This is a genomic window from Methylobacterium terricola, assembly GCF_006151805.1.
Taxonomy (GTDB): domain Bacteria; phylum Pseudomonadota; class Alphaproteobacteria; order Rhizobiales; family Beijerinckiaceae; genus Methylobacterium; species Methylobacterium terricola.
This window is the reverse complement of record NZ_VDDA01000021.1, coordinates 1-18,625: the sequence shown is the minus strand read 5'-3', so window position 1 is coordinate 18,625 and position 18,625 is coordinate 1. Positions and strand designations below refer to the sequence as shown.

18 protein-coding genes are annotated in these 18,625 nt (G+C 64.8%); 14 read left to right on the top strand and 4 right to left on the bottom strand.

What is annotated here, in order from left to right:
• Positions 1-96 precede the first annotated feature (96 nt).
• The 9 genes from FF100_RS28360 (at position 97) to FF100_RS28320 (ending at position 10,359) form a co-directional block, all read left to right on the top strand.
• Complete coding sequence (locus FF100_RS28360) at positions 97-810, top strand: Crp/Fnr family transcriptional regulator (RefSeq protein WP_139039114.1); 714 nt, start codon at positions 97-99, stop codon at positions 808-810.
• A gap of 2 nt (positions 811-812) precedes the next feature.
• The gene (locus FF100_RS28355) at positions 813-1,079 is read left to right on the top strand and encodes a DUF6894 family protein (protein ID WP_139039113.1); all 267 of its coding nucleotides are present in this window, start codon (positions 813-815) and stop codon (positions 1,077-1,079) included.
• Positions 1,080-1,253: 174 nt separating this feature from the next.
• A complete protein-coding gene (locus FF100_RS28350; RefSeq protein WP_139039112.1) occupies positions 1,254-2,606 on the top strand; it encodes a transposase in 1,353 nt (450 codons plus the stop codon).
• A gap of 722 nt (positions 2,607-3,328) precedes the next feature.
• Positions 3,329-3,748 carry a DUF5681 domain-containing protein gene (locus FF100_RS28345; protein ID WP_139039111.1) on the top strand — a complete coding sequence of 140 codons (420 nt, stop codon included), beginning with the start codon at positions 3,329-3,331 and terminating at the stop codon, positions 3,746-3,748.
• A complete protein-coding gene (locus FF100_RS28340) occupies positions 3,745-4,011 on the top strand; it encodes a hypothetical protein (RefSeq protein ID WP_139039110.1) in 267 nt (88 codons plus the stop codon). The genes FF100_RS28345 and FF100_RS28340 overlap by 4 nt, the downstream gene beginning before the upstream one ends.
• 516 nt (positions 4,012-4,527) lie before the next feature.
• On the top strand, positions 4,528-6,225 hold the full coding sequence (locus FF100_RS28335; RefSeq protein WP_246102465.1) for a methyl-accepting chemotaxis protein: 1,698 nt from the start codon (positions 4,528-4,530) through the stop codon (positions 6,223-6,225).
• 601 nt (positions 6,226-6,826) lie between these two features.
• Positions 6,827-9,142, top strand: coding sequence for a bifunctional diguanylate cyclase/phosphodiesterase (locus tag FF100_RS28330; protein ID WP_246102463.1), 2,316 nt, complete (start codon positions 6,827-6,829; stop codon positions 9,140-9,142).
• A gap of 99 nt (positions 9,143-9,241) precedes the next feature.
• Positions 9,242-9,676: a hypothetical protein gene (locus tag FF100_RS28325; protein ID WP_139039109.1), complete on the top strand. Its 435-nt coding sequence runs from the start codon at positions 9,242-9,244 to the stop codon at positions 9,674-9,676.
• A 107-nt stretch (positions 9,677-9,783) separates the two neighbouring features.
• Positions 9,784-10,359, top strand: a complete 576-nt coding sequence (locus tag FF100_RS28320) for a cupin domain-containing protein (RefSeq protein WP_205825054.1) — start codon at positions 9,784-9,786, stop codon at positions 10,357-10,359.
• A gap of 90 nt (positions 10,360-10,449) precedes the next feature.
• On the opposite strand, the gene FF100_RS28315 is transcribed toward FF100_RS28320, so the two are convergent.
• The gene (locus FF100_RS28315; protein ID WP_139039108.1) at positions 10,450-10,689 is read right to left on the bottom strand and encodes a DUF6894 family protein; all 240 of its coding nucleotides are present in this window, start codon (positions 10,687-10,689) and stop codon (positions 10,450-10,452) included.
• A 202-nt stretch (positions 10,690-10,891) separates the two neighbouring features.
• Between FF100_RS28315 and FF100_RS28310 the strand changes: the two genes are divergently transcribed.
• Positions 10,892-11,278, top strand: coding sequence for a DUF7831 domain-containing protein (locus tag FF100_RS28310; RefSeq protein WP_139039107.1), 387 nt, complete (start codon positions 10,892-10,894; stop codon positions 11,276-11,278).
• 12 nt (positions 11,279-11,290) lie between these two features.
• On the opposite strand, the gene FF100_RS28305 is transcribed toward FF100_RS28310, so the two are convergent.
• The 3 genes from FF100_RS28305 to FF100_RS28300 form a co-directional block, all read right to left on the bottom strand.
• Positions 11,291-11,638: a hypothetical protein gene (locus FF100_RS28305; protein WP_139039106.1), complete on the bottom strand. Its 348-nt coding sequence runs from the start codon at positions 11,636-11,638 to the stop codon at positions 11,291-11,293.
• A 314-nt stretch (positions 11,639-11,952) separates the two neighbouring features.
• The gene (locus FF100_RS37350; protein ID WP_171070362.1) at positions 11,953-12,114 is read right to left on the bottom strand and encodes a hypothetical protein; all 162 of its coding nucleotides are present in this window, start codon (positions 12,112-12,114) and stop codon (positions 11,953-11,955) included.
• A 66-nt stretch (positions 12,115-12,180) separates the two neighbouring features.
• Complete coding sequence (locus tag FF100_RS28300; RefSeq protein ID WP_139039184.1) at positions 12,181-12,483, bottom strand: tyrosine-type recombinase/integrase; 303 nt, start codon at positions 12,481-12,483, stop codon at positions 12,181-12,183.
• A gap of 873 nt (positions 12,484-13,356) precedes the next feature.
• Between FF100_RS28300 and FF100_RS28295 the strand changes: the two genes are divergently transcribed.
• The 4 genes from FF100_RS28295 to FF100_RS28280 all read left to right on the top strand — a co-directional run bounded on the left by FF100_RS28295 (position 13,357) and on the right by FF100_RS28280 (position 18,469).
• A complete protein-coding gene (locus FF100_RS28295) occupies positions 13,357-14,301 on the top strand; it encodes an SMP-30/gluconolactonase/LRE family protein (RefSeq protein WP_139039105.1) in 945 nt (314 codons plus the stop codon).
• A 211-nt stretch (positions 14,302-14,512) separates the two neighbouring features.
• Positions 14,513-16,303, top strand: coding sequence for a thiamine pyrophosphate-requiring protein (locus FF100_RS28290; protein ID WP_139039104.1), 1,791 nt, complete (start codon positions 14,513-14,515; stop codon positions 16,301-16,303).
• A gap of 23 nt (positions 16,304-16,326) precedes the next feature.
• Complete coding sequence (locus FF100_RS28285; RefSeq protein ID WP_139039103.1) at positions 16,327-17,421, top strand: enolase C-terminal domain-like protein; 1,095 nt, start codon at positions 16,327-16,329, stop codon at positions 17,419-17,421.
• A 46-nt stretch (positions 17,422-17,467) separates the two neighbouring features.
• Positions 17,468-18,469: a hypothetical protein gene (locus FF100_RS28280; protein WP_246102461.1), complete on the top strand. Its 1,002-nt coding sequence runs from the start codon at positions 17,468-17,470 to the stop codon at positions 18,467-18,469.
• The last annotated feature ends 156 nt before the right edge of the window (positions 18,470-18,625 follow it).

Genomic DNA, 18,625 nt, shown 5'->3' with positions numbered 1-18,625 from the left:
CTATGCACTACCTAAATAGCTGATGTCGCTTGCTCACGATCCGGGCGCGAGCGCTTGAGAGATGACACGTGCTCTTGCCCCAAATGGGAGAGCGCCGTGTCGCAAACCCAGCAAGCCACCATCAACAACCGCCTGCTTCGGGCGCTTACACCCGACGATTTTGCTCGGCTCCAGCCGCACCTCGAGCCAATGACATCCCAGCTGCGCGAGGAGCTGATCGGGGCGGGTGAACCAATCAAGGAACTCTACTTCCCAGAGACCGGCTTCGCCTCAATCGTGATCGACGGCTTAGCGCAGAAGATCGAGGTTGGACTGATTGGCAGGGAGGGTCTGGTCGGTGCCGCACCACTATTGCTAGGCACTGATAGCACCCCACAGCGGTCGTTCGTTCAGATGTCCGGTACGCTCATGAGGATCGATGCGAGCGTGCTACGTGCCGCCGCCCTGGAGAGCGCGAGCCTACACACCATTCTTCTGCGCTACATCCATACACATATGATCCAGGCCTCGCTGACCATTTATGCCCACGCTGCCCTCAACCTGGAGGCTCGCCTCGCCCGCTGGCTTTTGATGTGCCACGATCGTGTCGACGGTGACGAACTGGTACTGACGCATGAGTTTCTGTCGATGATGCTGGGCGTGCATCGGGCGGGCGTGACACTGGCGTTGCAGAACCTGGAGGGCGCAGGCCGCATCAAGGGCAGGCGCAAGCGCATCCAGATCCTCGACCGGGACAAGCTCTTGCAATTGGTGGACGGCAGCTACGGCGTGGCTGAGGCAGAGTACGCTCGCTTGATCGGAGGTGCCTGACGATGGCACGCTACTTCTTCAACGTGCGCCACCATCCTGGCCTGGAGGGACTGGCCCGGGACCCTGAGGGCGACGAGTTGCCGGACGGCGCTGCGGCTCGGGAGCACGCCCTGGCAGTCGCCCGCGACCTGATCGCCCGGACGCGCTTGGACAGCGTGCGGGACTGGTTCGAATGCTCGTTCGAGATCACCGACGAGGAAGGCCGGCCTGTCATGATCGTGCCGTTTGGCGACACAGTGCCGGATGAGACGGATGAAGGGGAGGATTGACCTGAACGGCCAAGAGCCATGACACGGAAGATGGTTTCGTCCATTCGGCAGTGGACGGCGGCGGGGCCTTCTTCGTTGAGGGACCGCTAAGGGTCGATTTTGTTGAAAAACTCGGCTGTTGCAGCGGCATTCGCGAGGTGATTCACTGCCTTTGTGAGGCGGGGATCGACGCAGATGATGGGACCTCGGCAAGTCGAGCAAGGTGCTCTGTTCTACGAGTTCTCGCTCGACACCCACGTTCCCGCTGACCATCTACTACGCTCCATCGACCGCTTCGTCGATCTCACCGGCCTGCGCCAGGAGCTGGCCCCGTTCTACGCCTCGACGGGCCGCCCCTCGGTCGATCCCGAGTTGATGATCCGCATGCTGATCATCGGCTACTGCCTCGGCATCCGCTCCGAGCGTCGGCTCTGCGACGAGGTCCACCTCAACCTCGCCTATCGCTGGTTCTGCCGGCTCGGTCTCGACGGCCGGGTGCCGGATCATTCCACCTTCTCCAAGAACCGCCATGGCCGCTTCCGCCACAGTGACCTCTTGCGCCGCCTGTTCGAGACCGTGCTGGCCCGCTGCATCGCCGAGGGCCTCGTGGGTGGCGAAGGCTTTGCCGTCGATGGCAGCCTGATCAGGGCCGATGCCAATCGGCAGAAGGGGGTCGAAAACTCTGCCGGCCTGCCGCCTGAAGCCGTAAGCCGCGCCGCTCGGGAGTACCTCGCTGTCCTCGACGAGGCCGCCTTCGGGGCAGCAACGCCGGTGCCGCCCAAGTTCATCTCGCCCGCCGACCCGGCCGCGCGCTGGACGGGAGCGCACGGCGGGCAGGCGTTCTTCGCCTACACAGCCAACTATCTGATCGACCTCGATCATGCGATCATCGTCGATGTTGAAGCGACCACGGCCATCCGGCAAGCCGAGGTCACTGCGGCCAAGCGCATGATCGAGCGTTCGCGCGAGCGCTTCGACCTCTATCCGGCCAAGCTGGCGGGCGACAGCGGTTACGGTTCGGCCGAGATGCTGGGCTGGCTCGTCTACGAGCAGGGCATCGAACCGCACATCAGCGTGTTCGACAAGTCGACCCGCACCGACGGCACCTTCTCACGCGCCGACTTCGCCTACGACCAGCCGGACGACGTCTATCGCTGCCCAGCGGGCCAGGTGCTGACCACGACTGGCACCCGGGTCAACGACGGGGCGACGCTGCTGTACCGCGCGAGCAAGTTCGACTGTACGCCATGCCCGTTGAAGGCGCGGTGCTGCCCGAACGAGCCGAGGCGCAAGGTCCCACGCTCGATCTACGAGGGCGCACGGGACATGGCCCGCGATATCGCACGCTCCGAGGAAGGCAAAACCTCACGGCGCGAGCGCAAGAAGATCGAGATGCTGTTTGCCCACCTCAAGCGCATCCTGAAGCTGGACCGCCTCCGGCTACGGGGGCCGAACGGAGCGAAAGACGAGTTCCACCTCGCAGCCGCTGCCCAGAACCTCAGAAAGCTCGCAAAGATCATCCCGGTCCTGCAGCCGAGCCCGGCTTGACCGGCCGGGCACACACCAGGCCCGACGACAGACGCCCATCCCGTCCGACGGTGATCGCGGCAGCCATCGAGTTTTTCAACAGAATCGGTCGGGAGCAGACCCCCGAGGACGATTAGCCCCGTCCGCCATCCATCGACGCTTCGGCCGCCCAGATCATCTCCTAGAGGTCGCGCCCCACCATCGCGATCATCCGCCGGAGCGCGATAGCCCGAGCCGTGTACCGCCTATGCTTCCAGTTCGCCCGCGCGGCCCGCTCTCGGCCCTCCGGGGTCCTAGCACCTGTGCCACTGCCCCGTGGATCCGGCATCATCCTCCTATTCAGCGGTTGATGGTCAGGATCATGCTCGAGGCAGGTACAGCCGATATCGCCGGAGCAAGGTAAGCCCAGCCTACGAGCAGGCTACCAGCGACGACGACCCGGACAACGCTCACCAGCACACTTTCCTGTCGTGACCTATGATCGCCACCCGATTGGATGCGTGAGAAGAAGAATGGTGTCTTCCGCGCTTTGTCGGGGGTTACAGGCGACTCGTGAGGCATCATACTGCTCGGAACCGAGAGAGACGGGTAAGGTCGTTCAGTCGCGATACGGATCGGAGGCCTAGCTGATCCGTTGATGCAGAGGGGTGTTGATCCGCTGCTCTGCGGCTGTTCTGAGCAGCGCTAACAGCGGGTACCGTGCCGAACCTCGGATAAGGATCCGTAAACGAGAGGACGTCGTGATGCCCGCGAGAGGGCTACCATTCCAGAAGGGGCAGAGCGGCAACCCTGCCGGGCGAGCGAAGGGCAGTCGGACCCGTGTCGCTCAGGCGATGGAGCTGATCCTGTCGGACGACGCCGACGCTATCATGCGCAAGGCAACCACCTTGGCGAAGGACGGCGACCCCACGGCCCTTCGCCTCTGCCTCGACCGCTTGATGCCCGTCAGGAAGGACCGGCCGGTGCCGTTCGCTCTCCCGCCTATCGAGACCGAGGCCGACCTGACGAAGGTGACCGGCGCGCTCCTCGCTGCTGTGGCTGCCGGCGAGCTCACCCCGTCCGAGGCTGCCGAACTCGGCAAGCTGGTGGACGCCCACGTGCGGGCAGTCGAGCTGACCGACGTGCAAGCCCGCCTCGACGCCCTGGAGAGTTTGAAGAAATGAACCGCACTCTTGAGAGCCGCATTCGCAGATTGGAGAAGGAAGCCGACATGAGCAGCCTGCACCACCTTACTGACGACGAGCTAGACGAGCGCATCATCGAGGCGCTTCGCCAATTGACCGCCGGCCACAGCAGCATCATGGGCGCCATCGAGCATTGGCAGGGCACAGGCGACCCCGACTATGTGAAGCTTGCCGACTCTCTCGACAGGAGAATGCCAATGATCCGAGAGATAGTCGCGCGCCAGTACCCGACCGCGGCCTGACCCACGTAGCCGAGCTTCTCGAGGATCGTATTTGCATGGCTGACGAGCACGACGCGGGGGTGAGGCAACGGGAACACGGAGGGGAGTGGGGCGTCGGCGGGTGCGACATTCTCTGACAGACCAAGGCACCCATGGTGCATGGACCGCTGGTTCGGCGACGTCATTCGCTGCCAACCCCTTCCCGTCCACGGCGGTCAGCGTTGCCCGCTATCGCTGGGGCCTATGCGAGATCGAATTCGATCCCGGTAGGGATCTCAATCAATCGATATAGGTCAGTCGCATTATGCCTCGGTTTCGATCTTAAATTGCACAACTATTAAATCGCAGATTTTTACCATTAGTTGCGTGTCATAAATTATTAATATCTGTCTTAGATGTGATATATAAAACATATATTAACTTTGTCTAACAGATATTGTCGGCCGCGAGAGCCTTTTATAGATATTGTCGTGCAGACAAATAGCTCAATTCAGGCGTGCACGGCGATCTACCTGTGCAATAGGGAGTTAATCTGTAATGCAATGCCATGTTCCGCGCATCCCAGCGTTTTCTCTTGCTGCTCGTAGCAGCTTAGTAGGAACATTTATATTGCTGATAGCGATTGCGGGGATCGTCAGCCTCATGCTGCGGGACATCGAAGCAGAAATGCATCGTCAGGCGACGGATGCTCTTGCAAGTAATATCAAATTGTTGAAACAAACATTAAGCGATCAGGGCGGATCATCAACTTTCAAGATGCTAGATGGAAAGTTGATTATTGGGTCACACGTCATCAGCGCTACCGAACCGGCGGTCGACCGCGTGCGCGAAGTCATGGGCGGCTCCGCGACAGTGTTCCTAGGCGACACTCGGGTTGCTACGACCGTCCTCAACCCGGACGGCTCCCGCGCCGTCGGGACCAGACTCACGCCGGGCCCGGTCCACGATGCGGTCCTCGGCCGGGGCGAGACGTACCAGGGCGATGCCGTCATCCTCGGCATCCCGTACCTGACGATCTACGAGCCGATCCGCGACGCGCGCGGCGGCGTGATCGGCATCTTTTACGCGGGCGTGAAGAAGAGCGATTACTACGTGCTGCTCGACCGCATCAGGAACGAGTCCATTGTGCTCGGCCTTGCCATGGCCCTCGTCGGCGCGGCGATCCTGTGGCTCAGCCTGCGCCGGGCGTTCGCACCCCTGCGCAAGCTCGATCACTCGATGCGGCAGCTGGCGGCGGGGGGCGTCGCGGTCGCCATCCCGGGTGCGGACCGGCGCGATGAGATTGGTGCTATGGCTGCAGCGGTTCAGGTGTTCAAGGACAACCTGATCCACACGCGCCAGCTCGAGGAGGAGACGGCGCTCGCTCGTGCTTCAGCAGAAGAACAGCGACGCGCCGGCATGCGCCAGATGGCCGACAGCTTCGAGGCTGCCGTGGGCAGCATCGTTGGCATGGTGTCGGCGTCAGCGACCGAGTTGCAGGCCACCGCCCAGACCATGACAGCCACCGCGACCGAGACGGCCGCGCAGTCCACCGCTGTGGCGGCGGCGGCTGAAGAGGCATCTGCGAACGTCGGCACCGTGGCCGCGGCGGCGGAAGAGCTCGGCGCCTCGGTCCAGGAGATCGGCCGCCAGGTCGACGGCTCGGCCCGCCTCGCCCAGGCTGCCGTCGCCGAAGCAGGTCAGACCGCTCAACAGGTTCGGGCTTTGACCGAGGCCACCACTCGTATCGGCAACGTGGTCGGGCTGATCTCGTCGATCGCCGCCCAGACCAACCTGCTCGCCCTTAATGCCACGATCGAGGCGGCCCGCGCCGGGGCGGCGGGGCGAGGCTTCGCGGTCGTGGCGGCGGAGGTGAAAGAGCTCGCCGGCCAGACCGCGAAGGCGACGGAGGAAATCACGAGCCAGATCGCGGCGATCCAGGCCTCGACGGGTCAGGCGGCCGGGGCGATCGGCCAGATCACGGCGCGGATCGAGGAGATCGCGGGCGTGGCGACTTCGATCGCGGCGGCGGTGGAGCAGCAGGGCGCGGCAACGCAGGAGATCGTGCGCAACGTATCTCAGGCGGCGGCCGGCACCGGCGAGGTGACGGGCAACATCGCGGGCGTGGCGGGCGCTGCAGAGGAGACGGGGGCGGCAGCGAGCCAGGTGCTTACCTCGGCCTCCGAGCTGTCGCGCCAGTCCGAGCATCTCTCGGCCGAGGTGGCCCGCTTCCTCGATACTGTGCGCGTCGCATAGAATTTCTAATCTCCCATAAATTTGCTGACAGAGGTAAAAGATAGAAACCTAATGCGACTGGCCCCGCAGTGACGCACAGCGGGGCCTTTCCATGTTTAAATCTGGTATTTCTTATCGAGCGTGCCAGGCGTGAATTTTGGGGCTGGGGGGGGTAGCCGGTGATGGGATGACGGCAATGCATGGCCAGTTTCTGCTTTCAACCCGCATTCCAATTATAGCCGATACCCGATGCACCACGAGGAGCCCTCGCGTACCTGTTCCTGGCGATGATCGGCCTCGACGGCCGCACCCTTCAATCCGGGTTTTAAACCAGGGCGTCGACGCGCTGCGCTTCGGTTGCACTTGCATGGAAACCGAACGCGGGCCCTTCCCACTAGCAGCGCTTCGTGGAAACTCCCTATCTTAAGTGGCCATGAATTGACTATAAAATGTGCGATTGGTAGCGATCGAAGCACCGCTACCACCCAATTCCAAACCTAATTACCACGTATTTATTATATTTCATCCTGAGAAATTTAACTTGTATACCCTCCAGTCGCCTAGAGAGGTCACAATGCTAGCGATATTAACATGTGTTACCCAGAACCATGACGAGAAAATATTGTTTCTCGCCGCGGTCGTCTGCGCGATCGGTATCTACGCCTCATCGGCAATCGCCGCGCATGCCGGCCGATCCGAAGGTCTGACGCGCCGCCAATGGGCTGCGGCCAGCATCGTCGCCTCTGGTTGTACCGCGTGGGCGACGCATGTGATCGCCCTGCTCGCTTTTCTGCCCGGCATGGCGGCGGGCTTCGAGCCCGTCCTCACCGCGCTTTCCCTCATCCTGGTGATCAGCGGCATAGGTGCCGGCGTCTGGCTCTCACTTGGTGAGCGCCGCCGGACACGCCGTTTCGCAGCCGGGGCAATCCTCGGGCTCGGCATCGCAGTCCTGCACTATGTCGGGCAGGCCTCCTATCGGGTCACCGGGCAGGTCGCCTGGGACATGCTCCTCGTCTCCAGCTCAATTTTGGTCGGCCTGGTCCTGTCCGGGACCGCCCTTGTCGCCGCCGGCGAGCGCAGCCGCACTTGGCGCCGCTGCGCCGTCCCGCTGCTGCTTTCGTCGATCACCGTCCTGCATCTCGGCGGTATGACGGCGATGACCCTGATTTACGATCCGCGGATCCCGCTGCCGGACACCGCGATCGCGCCGGCAACGATCGCCCCGATCATCGCGGCAGTCTCGCTTGGCCTCCTGATGCTGGCCTTCGTCGGCCTGCGCATGACGCTGAACGCCAAGGCGCAGCTGCGGCGGGATCGCGAGCGCCTGCGCGAACTGGCAAGCCTTGCTCTCGAAGGGCTCGCAGTCTGCGAGGAGGGCACGATCACCACCGCCAACCACAGCCTTGAGCAGCTCTCGGGCATGACCCAGGCCGAGCTAATCGGTTGTAGCATTTCGCGGCTGCTGCCGAGCTTGGTGCTCGCCGATCTCCCAGAGCAGGAGGAGCGCGACACCAAGCTGCTTGATGCAGGCGGGCAGAGCGTGCCCGTACGAGTCCTATGCAAGGACATCACTCTCGGCCACAAGCGCCAGACCGTCTTCGCTTTCCGCGATCAACGGGAGCGCCTGAAATCCGAAGCGCGCCTACGCGCTCTCGCCTTCACCGATGCGGTGACCGGACTGGCGAACCGGGCGCGGTTCGGCGACCTGCTGCAGCACCATGCGGCCGTCGCGCGGGAGCGGGAAGAAGGATGCATCGCCGTGCTGATGCTCGACCTCGACCGCTTCAAGTTCGTCAACGACACCTTCGGCCACGGCATGGGAGATGAACTCCTGCGCAAAGTCGCCGGCCGCCTAACAGCCGCCGTCACCGAGGCTGACGTGGTGGCCCGCCTCGGTGGGGACGAGTTCGCTGTCCTGCTCTACGGCGTTGCGGACGGGGAGCGCCCTCAGCAGGTAGCTGCGCGCATCGTCGAGGCGGTCGATCGCGCCTTTCTGCTCGACGGGCAGCTTGTCCATGTCGGAGTCAGCGTCGGCATCGCCATCACCCCGGGCGGCGGGACTGGGCCCGAAGAACTCCTCCGCAACGCGGACCTAGCCTTGTACAAGGCCAAGGCCGAGGGCCGGGGGGCCTTCCGGATGTTTGAACCGGCCATGGCCGAGCGGATGCAAGCGCGGAACCGTATGGAGACCGACCTGCGCCGGGCCCTGGCCGCCGGCGAGTTCGAGTTGCACTTCCAGCCTCTCGTTGACGTCCAGAGCGGGGAAGTGACGGCGGCCGAGGCGCTGGTCCGTTGGCGCCATCCCGAGCAGGGACTGATCTCCCCGGCCGATTTCATCCCGCTCGCGGAGGAGACCGGACTCATCGTGCCGCTTGGCGAGTGGGTGCTGCGCACCGCCTGCACACAGGCGGCATCTTGGCCGCAGGAGATCAAGGTTGCCGTCAACCTGTCGCCGGTGCAGGTCCGCGACGACCGGCTGCCCGAGACCGTTGCGGCGATCCTGCGAGAGATCGGCCTGGAGCCCGGCCGGCTCGAACTCGAGATCACCGAAGGCGTGCTTCTCGACGGCGAGGAGCGCACTCTCGCGATGCTGACAAGGCTTCGGGCCATCGGCGTTGGCCTCGCGATGGACGATTTCGGGACCGGCTACTCGTCGCTAAGCTACCTTCGCCGCTTCCCCTTCTCCAAGATTAAGATCGATCGCTCGTTCGTTTGCCTGCTCCCCGACGACGCGGAGAGCGCCGCCATCGTGCGCGCCATCATCACCATGGGAGCGGGTCTCGGTATGGCGACGACGGTCGAGGGCGTCGAGAACGCCGAGCAGTACGCCTTCGTGGCGGCCGAGCACTGCGGACAGGTGCAGGGCTACCACGTGAGCCGGCCGCTGCCTGGTCCGGCATTCCTCGGCTTCCTGAGCGGAATGGAGGCAGCAGCCTGAACACGGCATATGGCATTATCTGTAAGCTGGTAGCTCGAGCTTAAACCCAAAAATAGCTAAGCTCACGGCACAGCAGCCCGCCGCCACGGAGGAGCAGGGATGCCGATCCGGCCGGAGCACCGCTTCTTCTACCCTATCGATTGGCCCCAGCTCTCCGATGCGATCCGCTTCCGGCGGGCGCGGGGTCGGTGCGAGGAATGCGCCAGACCTCACCTGCAGCGAGTCTTCTACCTCGGCGACGGTCGGTGGTGGGATGCCGAAATCTCGGGCTGGCGCGACGGCCACGGCCGCCGGCTCCGGACGCGGCTGCGCGACGAGGATCTGCTCGCCCGGATCCGCATCACAAGGGTGGTGCTGGCAGCAGCCCACCGCGACCACGACACCGCCAACAACGAGGACGCCAATTTAGCGGCGTTCTGCCAGCGCTGCCACATGCTGCACGACCGCGACGAGCATCAGCGCCGCCGCTGGCGCACTTTGTTCCGGCGCAAGGCCATGGGCGACCTGTTCCGAGGACCGTATCCGAGTGATTGAGGCCACCGCTCAACAGCAACGCGTAATTGCCTTAACGGCGAGCGCCTCCAGTATCATATACGGCAAGAGAGATCCGCTTCCGAGATCTCCGGCCGGAGGAAGCATCCATGACGATCTCACGTACCCGGAGCGCAGCTATCATCTTCGCCGCCACCAGCGCCTTGCTCGGCTCGTTCGGCATGACGATGGCCGACGATATGCATGGAATGACTCTGGTGCCCGGCGAGGAGGCGGTGCGGTGGAGCCCGGCCCCGCCTTCGCTGCCGCGGGGCAGCGAAATCAGCATCCTGTACGGCGATCCCAACAAGCCCGGCCCGTTCACCCTGCGGGTGCGGTTTCCGGCCGACACCCTGGTGGCGCCCCACACCCATGCGGCCGACGAGAGCGTGACCCTGCTCTCCGGCTCACTGATGCATGCTATGGGTGAGACCGTCGACAAGACGCGCGGGAAACCGATGAAGCAGGGTGGCTTCGTGTTCCTGCCGGCCAAGATGCCTCACTCCCTCTGGACATCTACCGAGCCCGCAACGGTGCAGGTATCCGGAGTGGGACCGTTTGGGCTGATCTACGTGGAACCGGCCGACGACCCGGCCCGGCAGAGCTCCCCAAGTAATATTCATAGGCTAGACTCGATTGAAGATCAAATGAGAGTGCCCCCTGGGGTGACAGTCCTTAGCATATGATCGTCTTGTCGGGGGAGTTGGGAGGCGCCGTCGATGAGGCCGGCGGGTCGGGACCCCAGCAGGTAGCCGACCCGCCAACCCATGCCTGGGTCACCGAGCCAGCACCAACCCGGAGTAGGAGAGGGTTGCCGTGTACACCGGGCGACCATCCTCGTCCGTAACAAGTACCGTCATGGTGTGGCGATCCCCGTCGCGAGGCAGCTGATCGAGTGCCATGGCGGGCAGAGTCTGCTTGGCCTGCAGGATGGCGTGTTCGATATTAGGGCATTCGGTACCACCGTCATCGCGGTCCCAATGGCCATCGTGGAGGTCGAAAAAGAACCGCGGCATTGCGCATCTCCGAACTGGGCCGCCTGGGAGCGCGCAGGCCTCACAGCCGTCAGCGAGCAAAAACTGAAGCTAGCGATGCACCGTCTATAACATGACACATCTGCCTAGAATTAACATGGATCGGTAATTTGGATAATATTTCCTAACTTCAGCTGCTTCACGGCGGTCAAGCCAGTTGCCCTTCATGCAATGAGGTGCGCACATGCCGATCCGTCGTGAGACCTACATCACTCGCCAAATGCTCCAAAATGAGCCGGACACGCTGTTCGTGTTCAGTGACACCCTAATCGGCAAAGGGTCAGACGGCCATGCTCAAGAAATGAGGGGTGAGCCGAACGCGGTTGGGATCCCGACCAAGAAGCTGCCGACGATGGACCCAAGCGCCTTCTTCGTGGATGGCGATGAAGGGTTCTTCCTGCTAGCGGCCGAGCCGCCGTTCCGTCGCCTTACGACCCACCTGCAAGCGGGAGGCATAGTCGTTTGGCCTGCTGCTGGCATCGGCACTGGGGCGGCCGATCTTCAGACGCGTGCGCCGATAATCTGGGCACGCCTCGAGCGGGCCCGGGAGATCTTGTTCGCATGGCAGTAGGGGATCACGTCTTCAGGCCTTAAAGACCCCCGTGCGGCTGGCGAGGGCTCGCCCCAATACCAAAAGCAGGGCGTCAACCGATCTTCGCAGTCCAAGCCCCTCCGATCCGGCAACCTCATCGATCGCTTGTCGTGCTTGGATGGCGCAGGCCGCTCGATCTTCAGGATGGATCGCTCGGGTATAAGTCGCAAGCGGCTCACCTTCAGCAGCACGATCAGGATCGATGCCAAACAGGGTAGCGGTCGCTGCATCGCTCAGCGTGAGATCCGTGATAGAGTCGGTTTCCCACGTACCGACCTGTGAGGCGGTCAGCGCGTCAGGCACGAAGGCGAGTACGGATCGGGTAACCTGGTTCGGCATATCTCAAGCCTGCGACGCACGCCAAGATTGCAGATCCTATCGAGATAGTGGCGTAATTGTTCCGTATGTGATTGACGCGCGCGGAAGCGAGGAACACGGGGGGTGGGTATATTTTCCTGACCCCATTCGTTGTCATGAAGGAGGAGGCGAGGATGAACGTAGTGTCATTCCCAGCCAAAATGCCGCGCCCATCCTCGGTCAGGTTGCGCCGCCTGGACGAGATCGCGGACGTGCTCGGCGTGCCCGTGGACGCGTTCACTGCGCCTGCTCAGCCTCACGTCTTGCATACTGGTGAGGGTGGCGCGCATTGGCTCTTAGAGCTCGATGAACAGGGTACGCCGACTGTGCGCCTCGTCAGGCCTGCCGCGGAGCAGGGTGCGGCTGGAGAGAGCATCCAAGCCTTCCTCGCTCGGGATGTCGGCAGCCCGCAGCATCAGGCGCTTGTCGCGCTCATCGACCGCTCTCTCGTGGTGCATCTGGCTTCCTGACGTACGGATTGATCGCCCGGAGCGTCTGCATGGCCCTTGCTCTGACTGTGCCTTCTACAAGAACCCGCTTCCCGAGTGACCCTGGAAGGCGTTCGCGCGCCGGATGTACCCAACCACGGTTCGGGTATCTCGGTGCCCGGACTGATCCATGATGCGAGCCAGATCCGCACCACGTTCAGCCGCGGTCGTGATGTAGCCGGCCCGCAGGGAGTGAGCTCCGAACGTCGAGGCATCGAGCCCGGCCGCGGTCGCGTACTTCTCGATGATATCAGCGACGGCTTGGGTGGTGAGGCAGGCGGGGTCGGCATTCGAACCTGCCCAATCGCGACACCGGCCGGAACACGGCCCCTCGCTGATCCCAGCCGCATTGAGCTAGTCGCGTAGCAGGTAACGGACTTGATGAGGCGCTGCCTCGCCCCTCTATGGATGAGGTCGACGCGGATGGATTAGGATCGGGCAATGGCCCGCACCTCCTGCCAGCACCCCGAGAACTGCATCGCCGCGGGCCGCGGCGGCCCTTGCCGGCGATGTGATGCGGCGGCGATCGCAGAGCGCGCGGTTCTCCTGCGCGAGCGCATCCTCGCCAACCAGGCGGAGGGGCGTCCGCCCTACGCTGTGCGCCCACGTCAATCGCTCAAGCCTGCACGACGAGCGCCTTGATCTCCCCGCCCCTAGCGTGGGCTCGCTCCGCTCGCATCAGGCGCAAGTTATGCGCAGCAAGCCTGTCCGAATGGGTATACCGTAGCGGACAGGGCCGCGGTCACCCGGGATACCGTCCGCAAGCGTCGAATTTACCTAACGGGCAATCGAGCATGCGGACATGATCCCAACGAACGACGCCGTGCACCCGCTCCGCCGTGCGCGGGAAGTTGGTTCGCTGTGGGTGCGCCTTCAATGAGTAGTCCTGACCGCGCCTTCCAACCCCATGCGATCATTTTACCGTCTGGATCGCTATGTAAAAAACGACCGTTTTCCTTACAGGTGTGCCAGACCCCTGTTGAACCGTATGAAGACGTTCCGACCGCCCACGATCATCAGCGCAGCGAGGGATAATACGCCAAGCCAAGCAGGAAACACTTGGACACTTTCGGTGATCGGGGGCGCAACAGAAAGCTACTGTCCTTGCTTTGAAGCGCGAACAAGATCTGTCGGCGCCGGTTGTTGCCTGCAAGGCCGCCTTGGAATGCCCCTCCATCGCGGCCCGCCGAGAGACGCGATCGCGGAGAATTCATGAGCGCCGGACCCGCTTCGAACCTGCTGCGCCAGCCCGGTCCGCCGAAGACCGTCCCTGATGTTGATCCGCCGAGGGCGTTCGACCCACGCTTCACCGAAGCGGTCCTGCCCCAGGCCCGCCTCGTCTCGCTCTACGATCAGGCAGTCTTCAGCGAGGGACCGGTGTGGTGGCCCGCACGCGGGATCCTGGTGTGGTCGGACATTGAGGGCCGGCGCGTGCTCGGCTGGCATTCGGACGGCTGCGTGCGGGTCGTGATCGACGCGGCGCCCTTCATCAACGGCAACACGGTCGACCATAACGGCGACCTGATCCACTGCGAGCACGGCAACCGTCGCCTGTCCCGCACCACGCCCGATGGACGCTCCTCCGTGGTGGTCGAAACCTTTGAAGGCCATCATTTCAATGCGCCGAACGACGTGGTCTGCGCCGCCGACGGCGCCTTGTGGTTCACCGATCCGGCCTACGGCCTGCGCCTGCCCAGGCAAGGCGCTTTGGCCGAGTCGGATCTCGGACACTACAGCGTCTACCGGTTCGACCCAAGCACGGGCAGCGTGCGGCGCATGGCGGATCTCGGCCAGCCGAACGGGCTCGCCTTTTCACCGGACGGGCGCACGCTCTACGTCAGCGACACATCGCGCACCGAGGGCGGCGACGGGCACACCATTCTGGCTTTCCCAGTTCGCGACGATGCCGGCCTCGGCGAGCCACGCGCCTTCGCCGAGATCGAACCCGGCGTGCCCGACGGTTTTCGGGTCGACCACCGTGGATGGATCTGGACGAGTTCCGGGTCCGGGGTGCAGGTCTTCTCGGCGGAAGGTGGCCGGCTCGGGCTGATCCCGACCCCGCAGACATGCTCGAATTGCTGCTTCGGCCCGGACAAGCGGCGGCTGTTCATCACCTCTGGGCAGCACCTCTACGCCCTCGACCTCGCCAGCGACTGAAGCCGACGGGGCACGAACCCTTGCACCGCCCGGGAGTGCCGGAAACACCCGACACGAGACGGAAACATCTCTGCCAGGAACATCCCCAAAGTATGTCGGTTAGCCCCGCGATAGAGGCAATGCCCCAAGGGCACGTTGAGGAGCCGGTCGCCGCATCCTTCGCAGGCCCCCGATCGGGTTCGCGATGCCGCACGGCTCCTGAGGAGCAGCCATGGCCGAAGCCGTCGCCGATTTCTTCTGGAAGCGTCTCGCCGAGTGGGGGGTGAAGACGATCTTCGGCTACCCGGGCGACGGCATCAACGGCCTCCTCGGCGCCCTCCAGCGCAACGACCTGCCGTTCGAGTTCATCCAGGTCCGCCACGAGGAGATGGCGGCCTTCATGGCCACCGCCTACGCCAAGTTCACCGGCGAGGTCGGCGTCTGCCTCGCGACCTCGGGACCCGGGGCGACGCACCTGCTGACCGGCATGTACGACGCCTATTCCGATCATGTGCCGCTGCTCGCCATCGCGGGCCAGCAGGCGCGCAACGTCAACGGCGCGCATTACCAGCAGGAACTCGACCTCACCAGCGTCTACAAGGACGTCGCCGCCTACGTGCAGCAGGCGGCCTCCCCGGCGTCCGTGCGCCATATCGTCGATCGTGCGATGCGCATCGCCAAGGCCGAGCGCAAGGTCGCGGCGATTATCCTGCCGAACGACCTGCAGGACGTTCCCTACGAGGCCCCCGTCCGCAAGCACGGCAATACCTTCTCAGGGACAGGCTGGACCGCCCCGAAGGTCGTGCCGTTCGAGGCCGATCTGAAGCGCGCCGCCGACGTGCTGAACGCCGGCGAGAAGGTGGCGATCCTGGTGGGCGCCGGCGCGCTCCACGCCACCGACGAGGTGATCGCGGTGGCAAACCGCCTCCAGGCCGGCGTCGCCAAGGCGCTACTTGGCAAGGCCGCGCTCCCGGACGACCTGCCCTTCGTCACCGGCACGATCGGCCTCCTGGGCTCCAAGCCCTCCTCCGACATGATGGCGGAGTGCGACACTCTGCTGATGATCGGCTCCGGCTTTCCCTGGGCCGAGTTTCTCCCCGAGGAAGGCCAGGCCCGCGGCGTGCAGATTGATCTCGCGCCGGAGATGCTGTCCTTGCGCTACCCGATGGAGGTGCCGCTCCAGGGCGAGTCGGCCGAGACCCTGCGCGCGCTCCTGCCGCTGCTCGAGCAGAAGGCGGAGGGTGGCTCCTGGCGCAAAGGCATCGAGAAAGGCGTCGCCTCCTGGTGGAAGGAGGCCGAGGATCGCGCGATGGCGAAGGCCAACCCGGTGAACCCGCAGCGGGTGACCTGGGAGTTGTCGCCGCGGATGCCCGACCGCGCCATCATCACCTCGGATTCGGGCTCCTGCGCCAACTGGTACGCCCGCGACCTGAAGATGCGGCGCGGCCAGATGTGCTCGCTCTCGGGTGGCCTCGCCTCGATGGGGGCGGCGGTGCCCTACGCCATCGCCGCCAAGGTGGCCCATCCGGACCGGCCAGTGATCGCGCTCGTCGGCGACGGCGCCATGCAGATGAACAACATGGCCGAGCTGATTACCGTCGCCAAGTACATGCATCGCTGGTCCAACAAGACCTGGATCTGCTGCGTCTTTAACAACGAGGACCTGAATCAGGTGACATGGGAACAGCGGGTGATGGAGGGCAACCCGAAGTTCGAGGCGAGCCAGACGATCCCGAACGTGCCTTACCACAAGTTCGCCGAGCTGATCGGGCTGCGCGGCATCTACGTTGACGATCCTGAGCGGATGGGCGCGGCCTGGGACGAGGCCCTGGCGAGCCCGGTGCCGGTGGTGCTGGAAGTTAAGACCGATCCCGAGGTGCCGCCGCTGCCGCCGTTCTTCACCTTCGAGCAAGTGAAGAACTACATGTCGATGCTCGGCAAGGGCGATCCGAAGGAGCGGCACCTCCTCGTCGATACGGCCCGCCAAGTGCTGAGTTCCGTTCTGCCCGGGGGCAAGAGCTGAAAGCTGGGTCCGGCACAACGACCATGCGTGACGATCCGACGATCCGGGTGGTGCGGGCGCGAGCCTTCACCGTGCCCACCGACGCGCCCGAGGCCGACGGGACCTATGCCTGGGACAAGACGACGATCGTCGTCGTCCACGTTGAGGCCGGGGGCGAGACCGGCCTCGGCTACAGCTACACCGACGCCAGCGTCGTGCCCCTGATCGAGGCGACGCTGGCGACGCGGCTCTCGGGCCTCTCGGTCTTCGACATCCCGCGCGCTAACGTGGTCCTGTGGGGGGCGGTGCGCAATATCGGCCGCTCCGGGCTCGCGACGAGCGCGATCTCGGCTCTCGACACCGCCTTGTGGGATCTGAAGGCGCGCCTCCTCGGGGTGCCGCTGGCGACCCTGTTCGGCCGGGTACGGGAGCGCGCCGAGATCTACGGCAGCGGCGGCTTCACAACTTACGACGACCGGCAGCTCCGCGAGCAGCTCGAGGCCTTCGTCGCGCGCGACGGCTGCCGGGCGGTGAAGATGAAGATCGGCAGCGAGCCCGAGCGCGACCCCGCCCGAATGGCGGCGGCGAAGGATGTAATTGGGGGCGCAGAGCTGTTCATCGACGCCAACGGCGCCTTCACGCCGAAACGCGCGCTCACGATGGCCCGGGCCGCCGAGCCGTTCGGCGTGACGTGGTTCGAGGAACCGGTCACCAGCGACGATCCCCAGGGGATGGCGCTCGTCCGCGCTGCGGCGCCCGCCGGTCTGGAGATCGCGGCGGGCGAGTACACCTACACCCTCGACGACCTACAGCGCCTGATCCGTGCCGATGCAGTCGATGTGGCGCAGGCGGACGTGACCCGCTGCGGCGGCTATAGCGGCTTCCTCAAGATGGCCGCCCTCTGCGAGGCGGCGCATCTCGACCTCTCCGGTCACTGCGCCCCCGCCCTGCACCTGCCCGTCGCGATGGCAGCACCCCGCTTCCGGCACCTCGAATGGTTCCACGACCACGTCCGGATCGAGCGAATGCTGTTCGATGGGGCGCCGGTACCGCGGGACGGCGCGATCGCCCCCGACCTGACCCGGCCGGGCCACGGCCTCACCCTCAAGACGAAGGCCGCCGATGCCTACGCTGCCTGATCGCAGCCCCCGCCCGCCCGAGCGCCGTTTCGCGCCCGGAGCCGTTATGGAGCGCCGCGTCGCCCCGGTGCGGGTCGAGGCGGCCATCCATCCGGTGGTTGTTCTCGCTGCGGTCGCGGCGGGTGCCGGCCTGCTGACCTGGTTCGCCGCCGGGCGCTCGAAGCGCCTCGGCCTCTCCCCAGCCGGTGGCTCATCAGAGGGGCGCCGCTACAGCCCGCGCGGCAGCGCCGTGACGGCGAGCGCCGCGCAGCGCCTCAACCACGCCTCCTCAATGCTCGCCGCCTCTGTGTTGTTCGACTCCGGGCTCGAGCATTATCGCGGCCAGTTCTTCAACCGGGCGATGTACACGCCGATTATCGTCTCGAGCATCACCCTAGCCTCGTCCCTGCACGGTGCCGGCGACACCGACCCCGGCAGTTCCCGCGTCCGGCACACGATGCAAGCGCTGGCGGGCGTCACCGGGCTGATTGGCTTTGGCTTCCACGCCTACAACGTCGGCAAGCGCGAGGGCGGGTACTCCCTTCAGAACTTGTTCTACTCGGCGCCGATCGGCGCGCCGATGGCGCTGACGCTGGCCGGCCTCCTCGGCATCGTTGCCGAGCGGGTGCGCGACGCTGATCCCGACGAGCCCCGCCTCGGCGGGAAGCCGGCAGGGCGCATGCTGGCGCTCGCCACCGCCGGGATGCTCGCCGGCACGACCCTAGAGGCTGGGCTCTTGCATTTCCGCGGCGCCTTCCAGAACCCCGCGATGTTCGTGCCCGTCACCCTGCCGCCGCTCGCGGCAGCCCTCCTCGTCCGCGCCGCCGGCAAGTCCGAGGGCGCGAGCCAGGTCGGTGCCAAGTGGGGGATGTGGGCGGTCTCCGCCATGGGCATCGGCGGCGTCGCCTTCCACGCCTACGGCGTCGCCCGGATGATGGGCGGCTTCGACAACTGGCGCCAGAACCTGATCGACGGGCCGCCGCTGCCGGCTCCCCCCTCCTTCTCCGGCGTGGCGCTCGGCGGCCTCGCCGCCCTTGAACTCCTCGAGCACCGTCCGCTTCGCCTATGATCCGAGGGCCGCATGCTTCCCAGACGAGACCTCTATCCCGGCTACGACGTACTGGCGAAGCGCGACGGCCCGTCCTGGAACGCCAAGACCCGCGCCGTACTCGACGAGCGACTGGCGATCGGGCCAGAGACGCGTCGCTTCTTCGTCGAGGCCGAG

What these genes read in the sequence shown, in the direction of transcription:
- FF100_RS28355 (WP_139039113.1), top strand. Translation starts at nt 813, where the DNA reads ATGGCACGCTACTTCTTCAACGTGCGCCACCATCCTGGCCTGGAGGGA.
- FF100_RS28350 (WP_139039112.1), top strand. Translation starts at nt 1,254, where the DNA reads ATGATGGGACCTCGGCAAGTCGAGCAAGGTGCTCTGTTCTACGAGTTC.
- FF100_RS28345 (WP_139039111.1), top strand. Translation starts at nt 3,329, where the DNA reads ATGCCCGCGAGAGGGCTACCATTCCAGAAGGGGCAGAGCGGCAACCCT.
- FF100_RS28340 (WP_139039110.1), top strand. Translation starts at nt 3,745, where the DNA reads ATGAACCGCACTCTTGAGAGCCGCATTCGCAGATTGGAGAAGGAAGCC.
- FF100_RS28335 (WP_246102465.1), top strand. Translation starts at nt 4,528, where the DNA reads ATGCAATGCCATGTTCCGCGCATCCCAGCGTTTTCTCTTGCTGCTCGT.
- FF100_RS28325 (WP_139039109.1), top strand. Translation starts at nt 9,242, where the DNA reads ATGCCGATCCGGCCGGAGCACCGCTTCTTCTACCCTATCGATTGGCCC.
- FF100_RS28320 (WP_205825054.1), top strand. Translation starts at nt 9,784, where the DNA reads ATGACGATCTCACGTACCCGGAGCGCAGCTATCATCTTCGCCGCCACC.
- FF100_RS28315 (WP_139039108.1), bottom strand. Translation starts at nt 10,689, where the DNA reads ATGCCGCGGTTCTTTTTCGACCTCCACGATGGCCATTGGGACCGCGAT.
- FF100_RS28310 (WP_139039107.1), top strand. Translation starts at nt 10,892, where the DNA reads ATGCCGATCCGTCGTGAGACCTACATCACTCGCCAAATGCTCCAAAAT.
- FF100_RS28305 (WP_139039106.1), bottom strand. Translation starts at nt 11,638, where the DNA reads ATGCCGAACCAGGTTACCCGATCCGTACTCGCCTTCGTGCCTGACGCG.
- FF100_RS37350 (WP_171070362.1), bottom strand. Translation starts at nt 12,114, where the DNA reads ATGCACCACGAGAGAGCGGTCGATGAGCGCGACAAGCGCCTGATGCTG.
- FF100_RS28295 (WP_139039105.1), top strand. Translation starts at nt 13,357, where the DNA reads ATGAGCGCCGGACCCGCTTCGAACCTGCTGCGCCAGCCCGGTCCGCCG.
- FF100_RS28290 (WP_139039104.1), top strand. Translation starts at nt 14,513, where the DNA reads ATGGCCGAAGCCGTCGCCGATTTCTTCTGGAAGCGTCTCGCCGAGTGG.
- FF100_RS28285 (WP_139039103.1), top strand. Translation starts at nt 16,327, where the DNA reads ATGCGTGACGATCCGACGATCCGGGTGGTGCGGGCGCGAGCCTTCACC.
- FF100_RS28280 (WP_246102461.1), top strand. Translation starts at nt 17,468, where the DNA reads ATGGAGCGCCGCGTCGCCCCGGTGCGGGTCGAGGCGGCCATCCATCCG.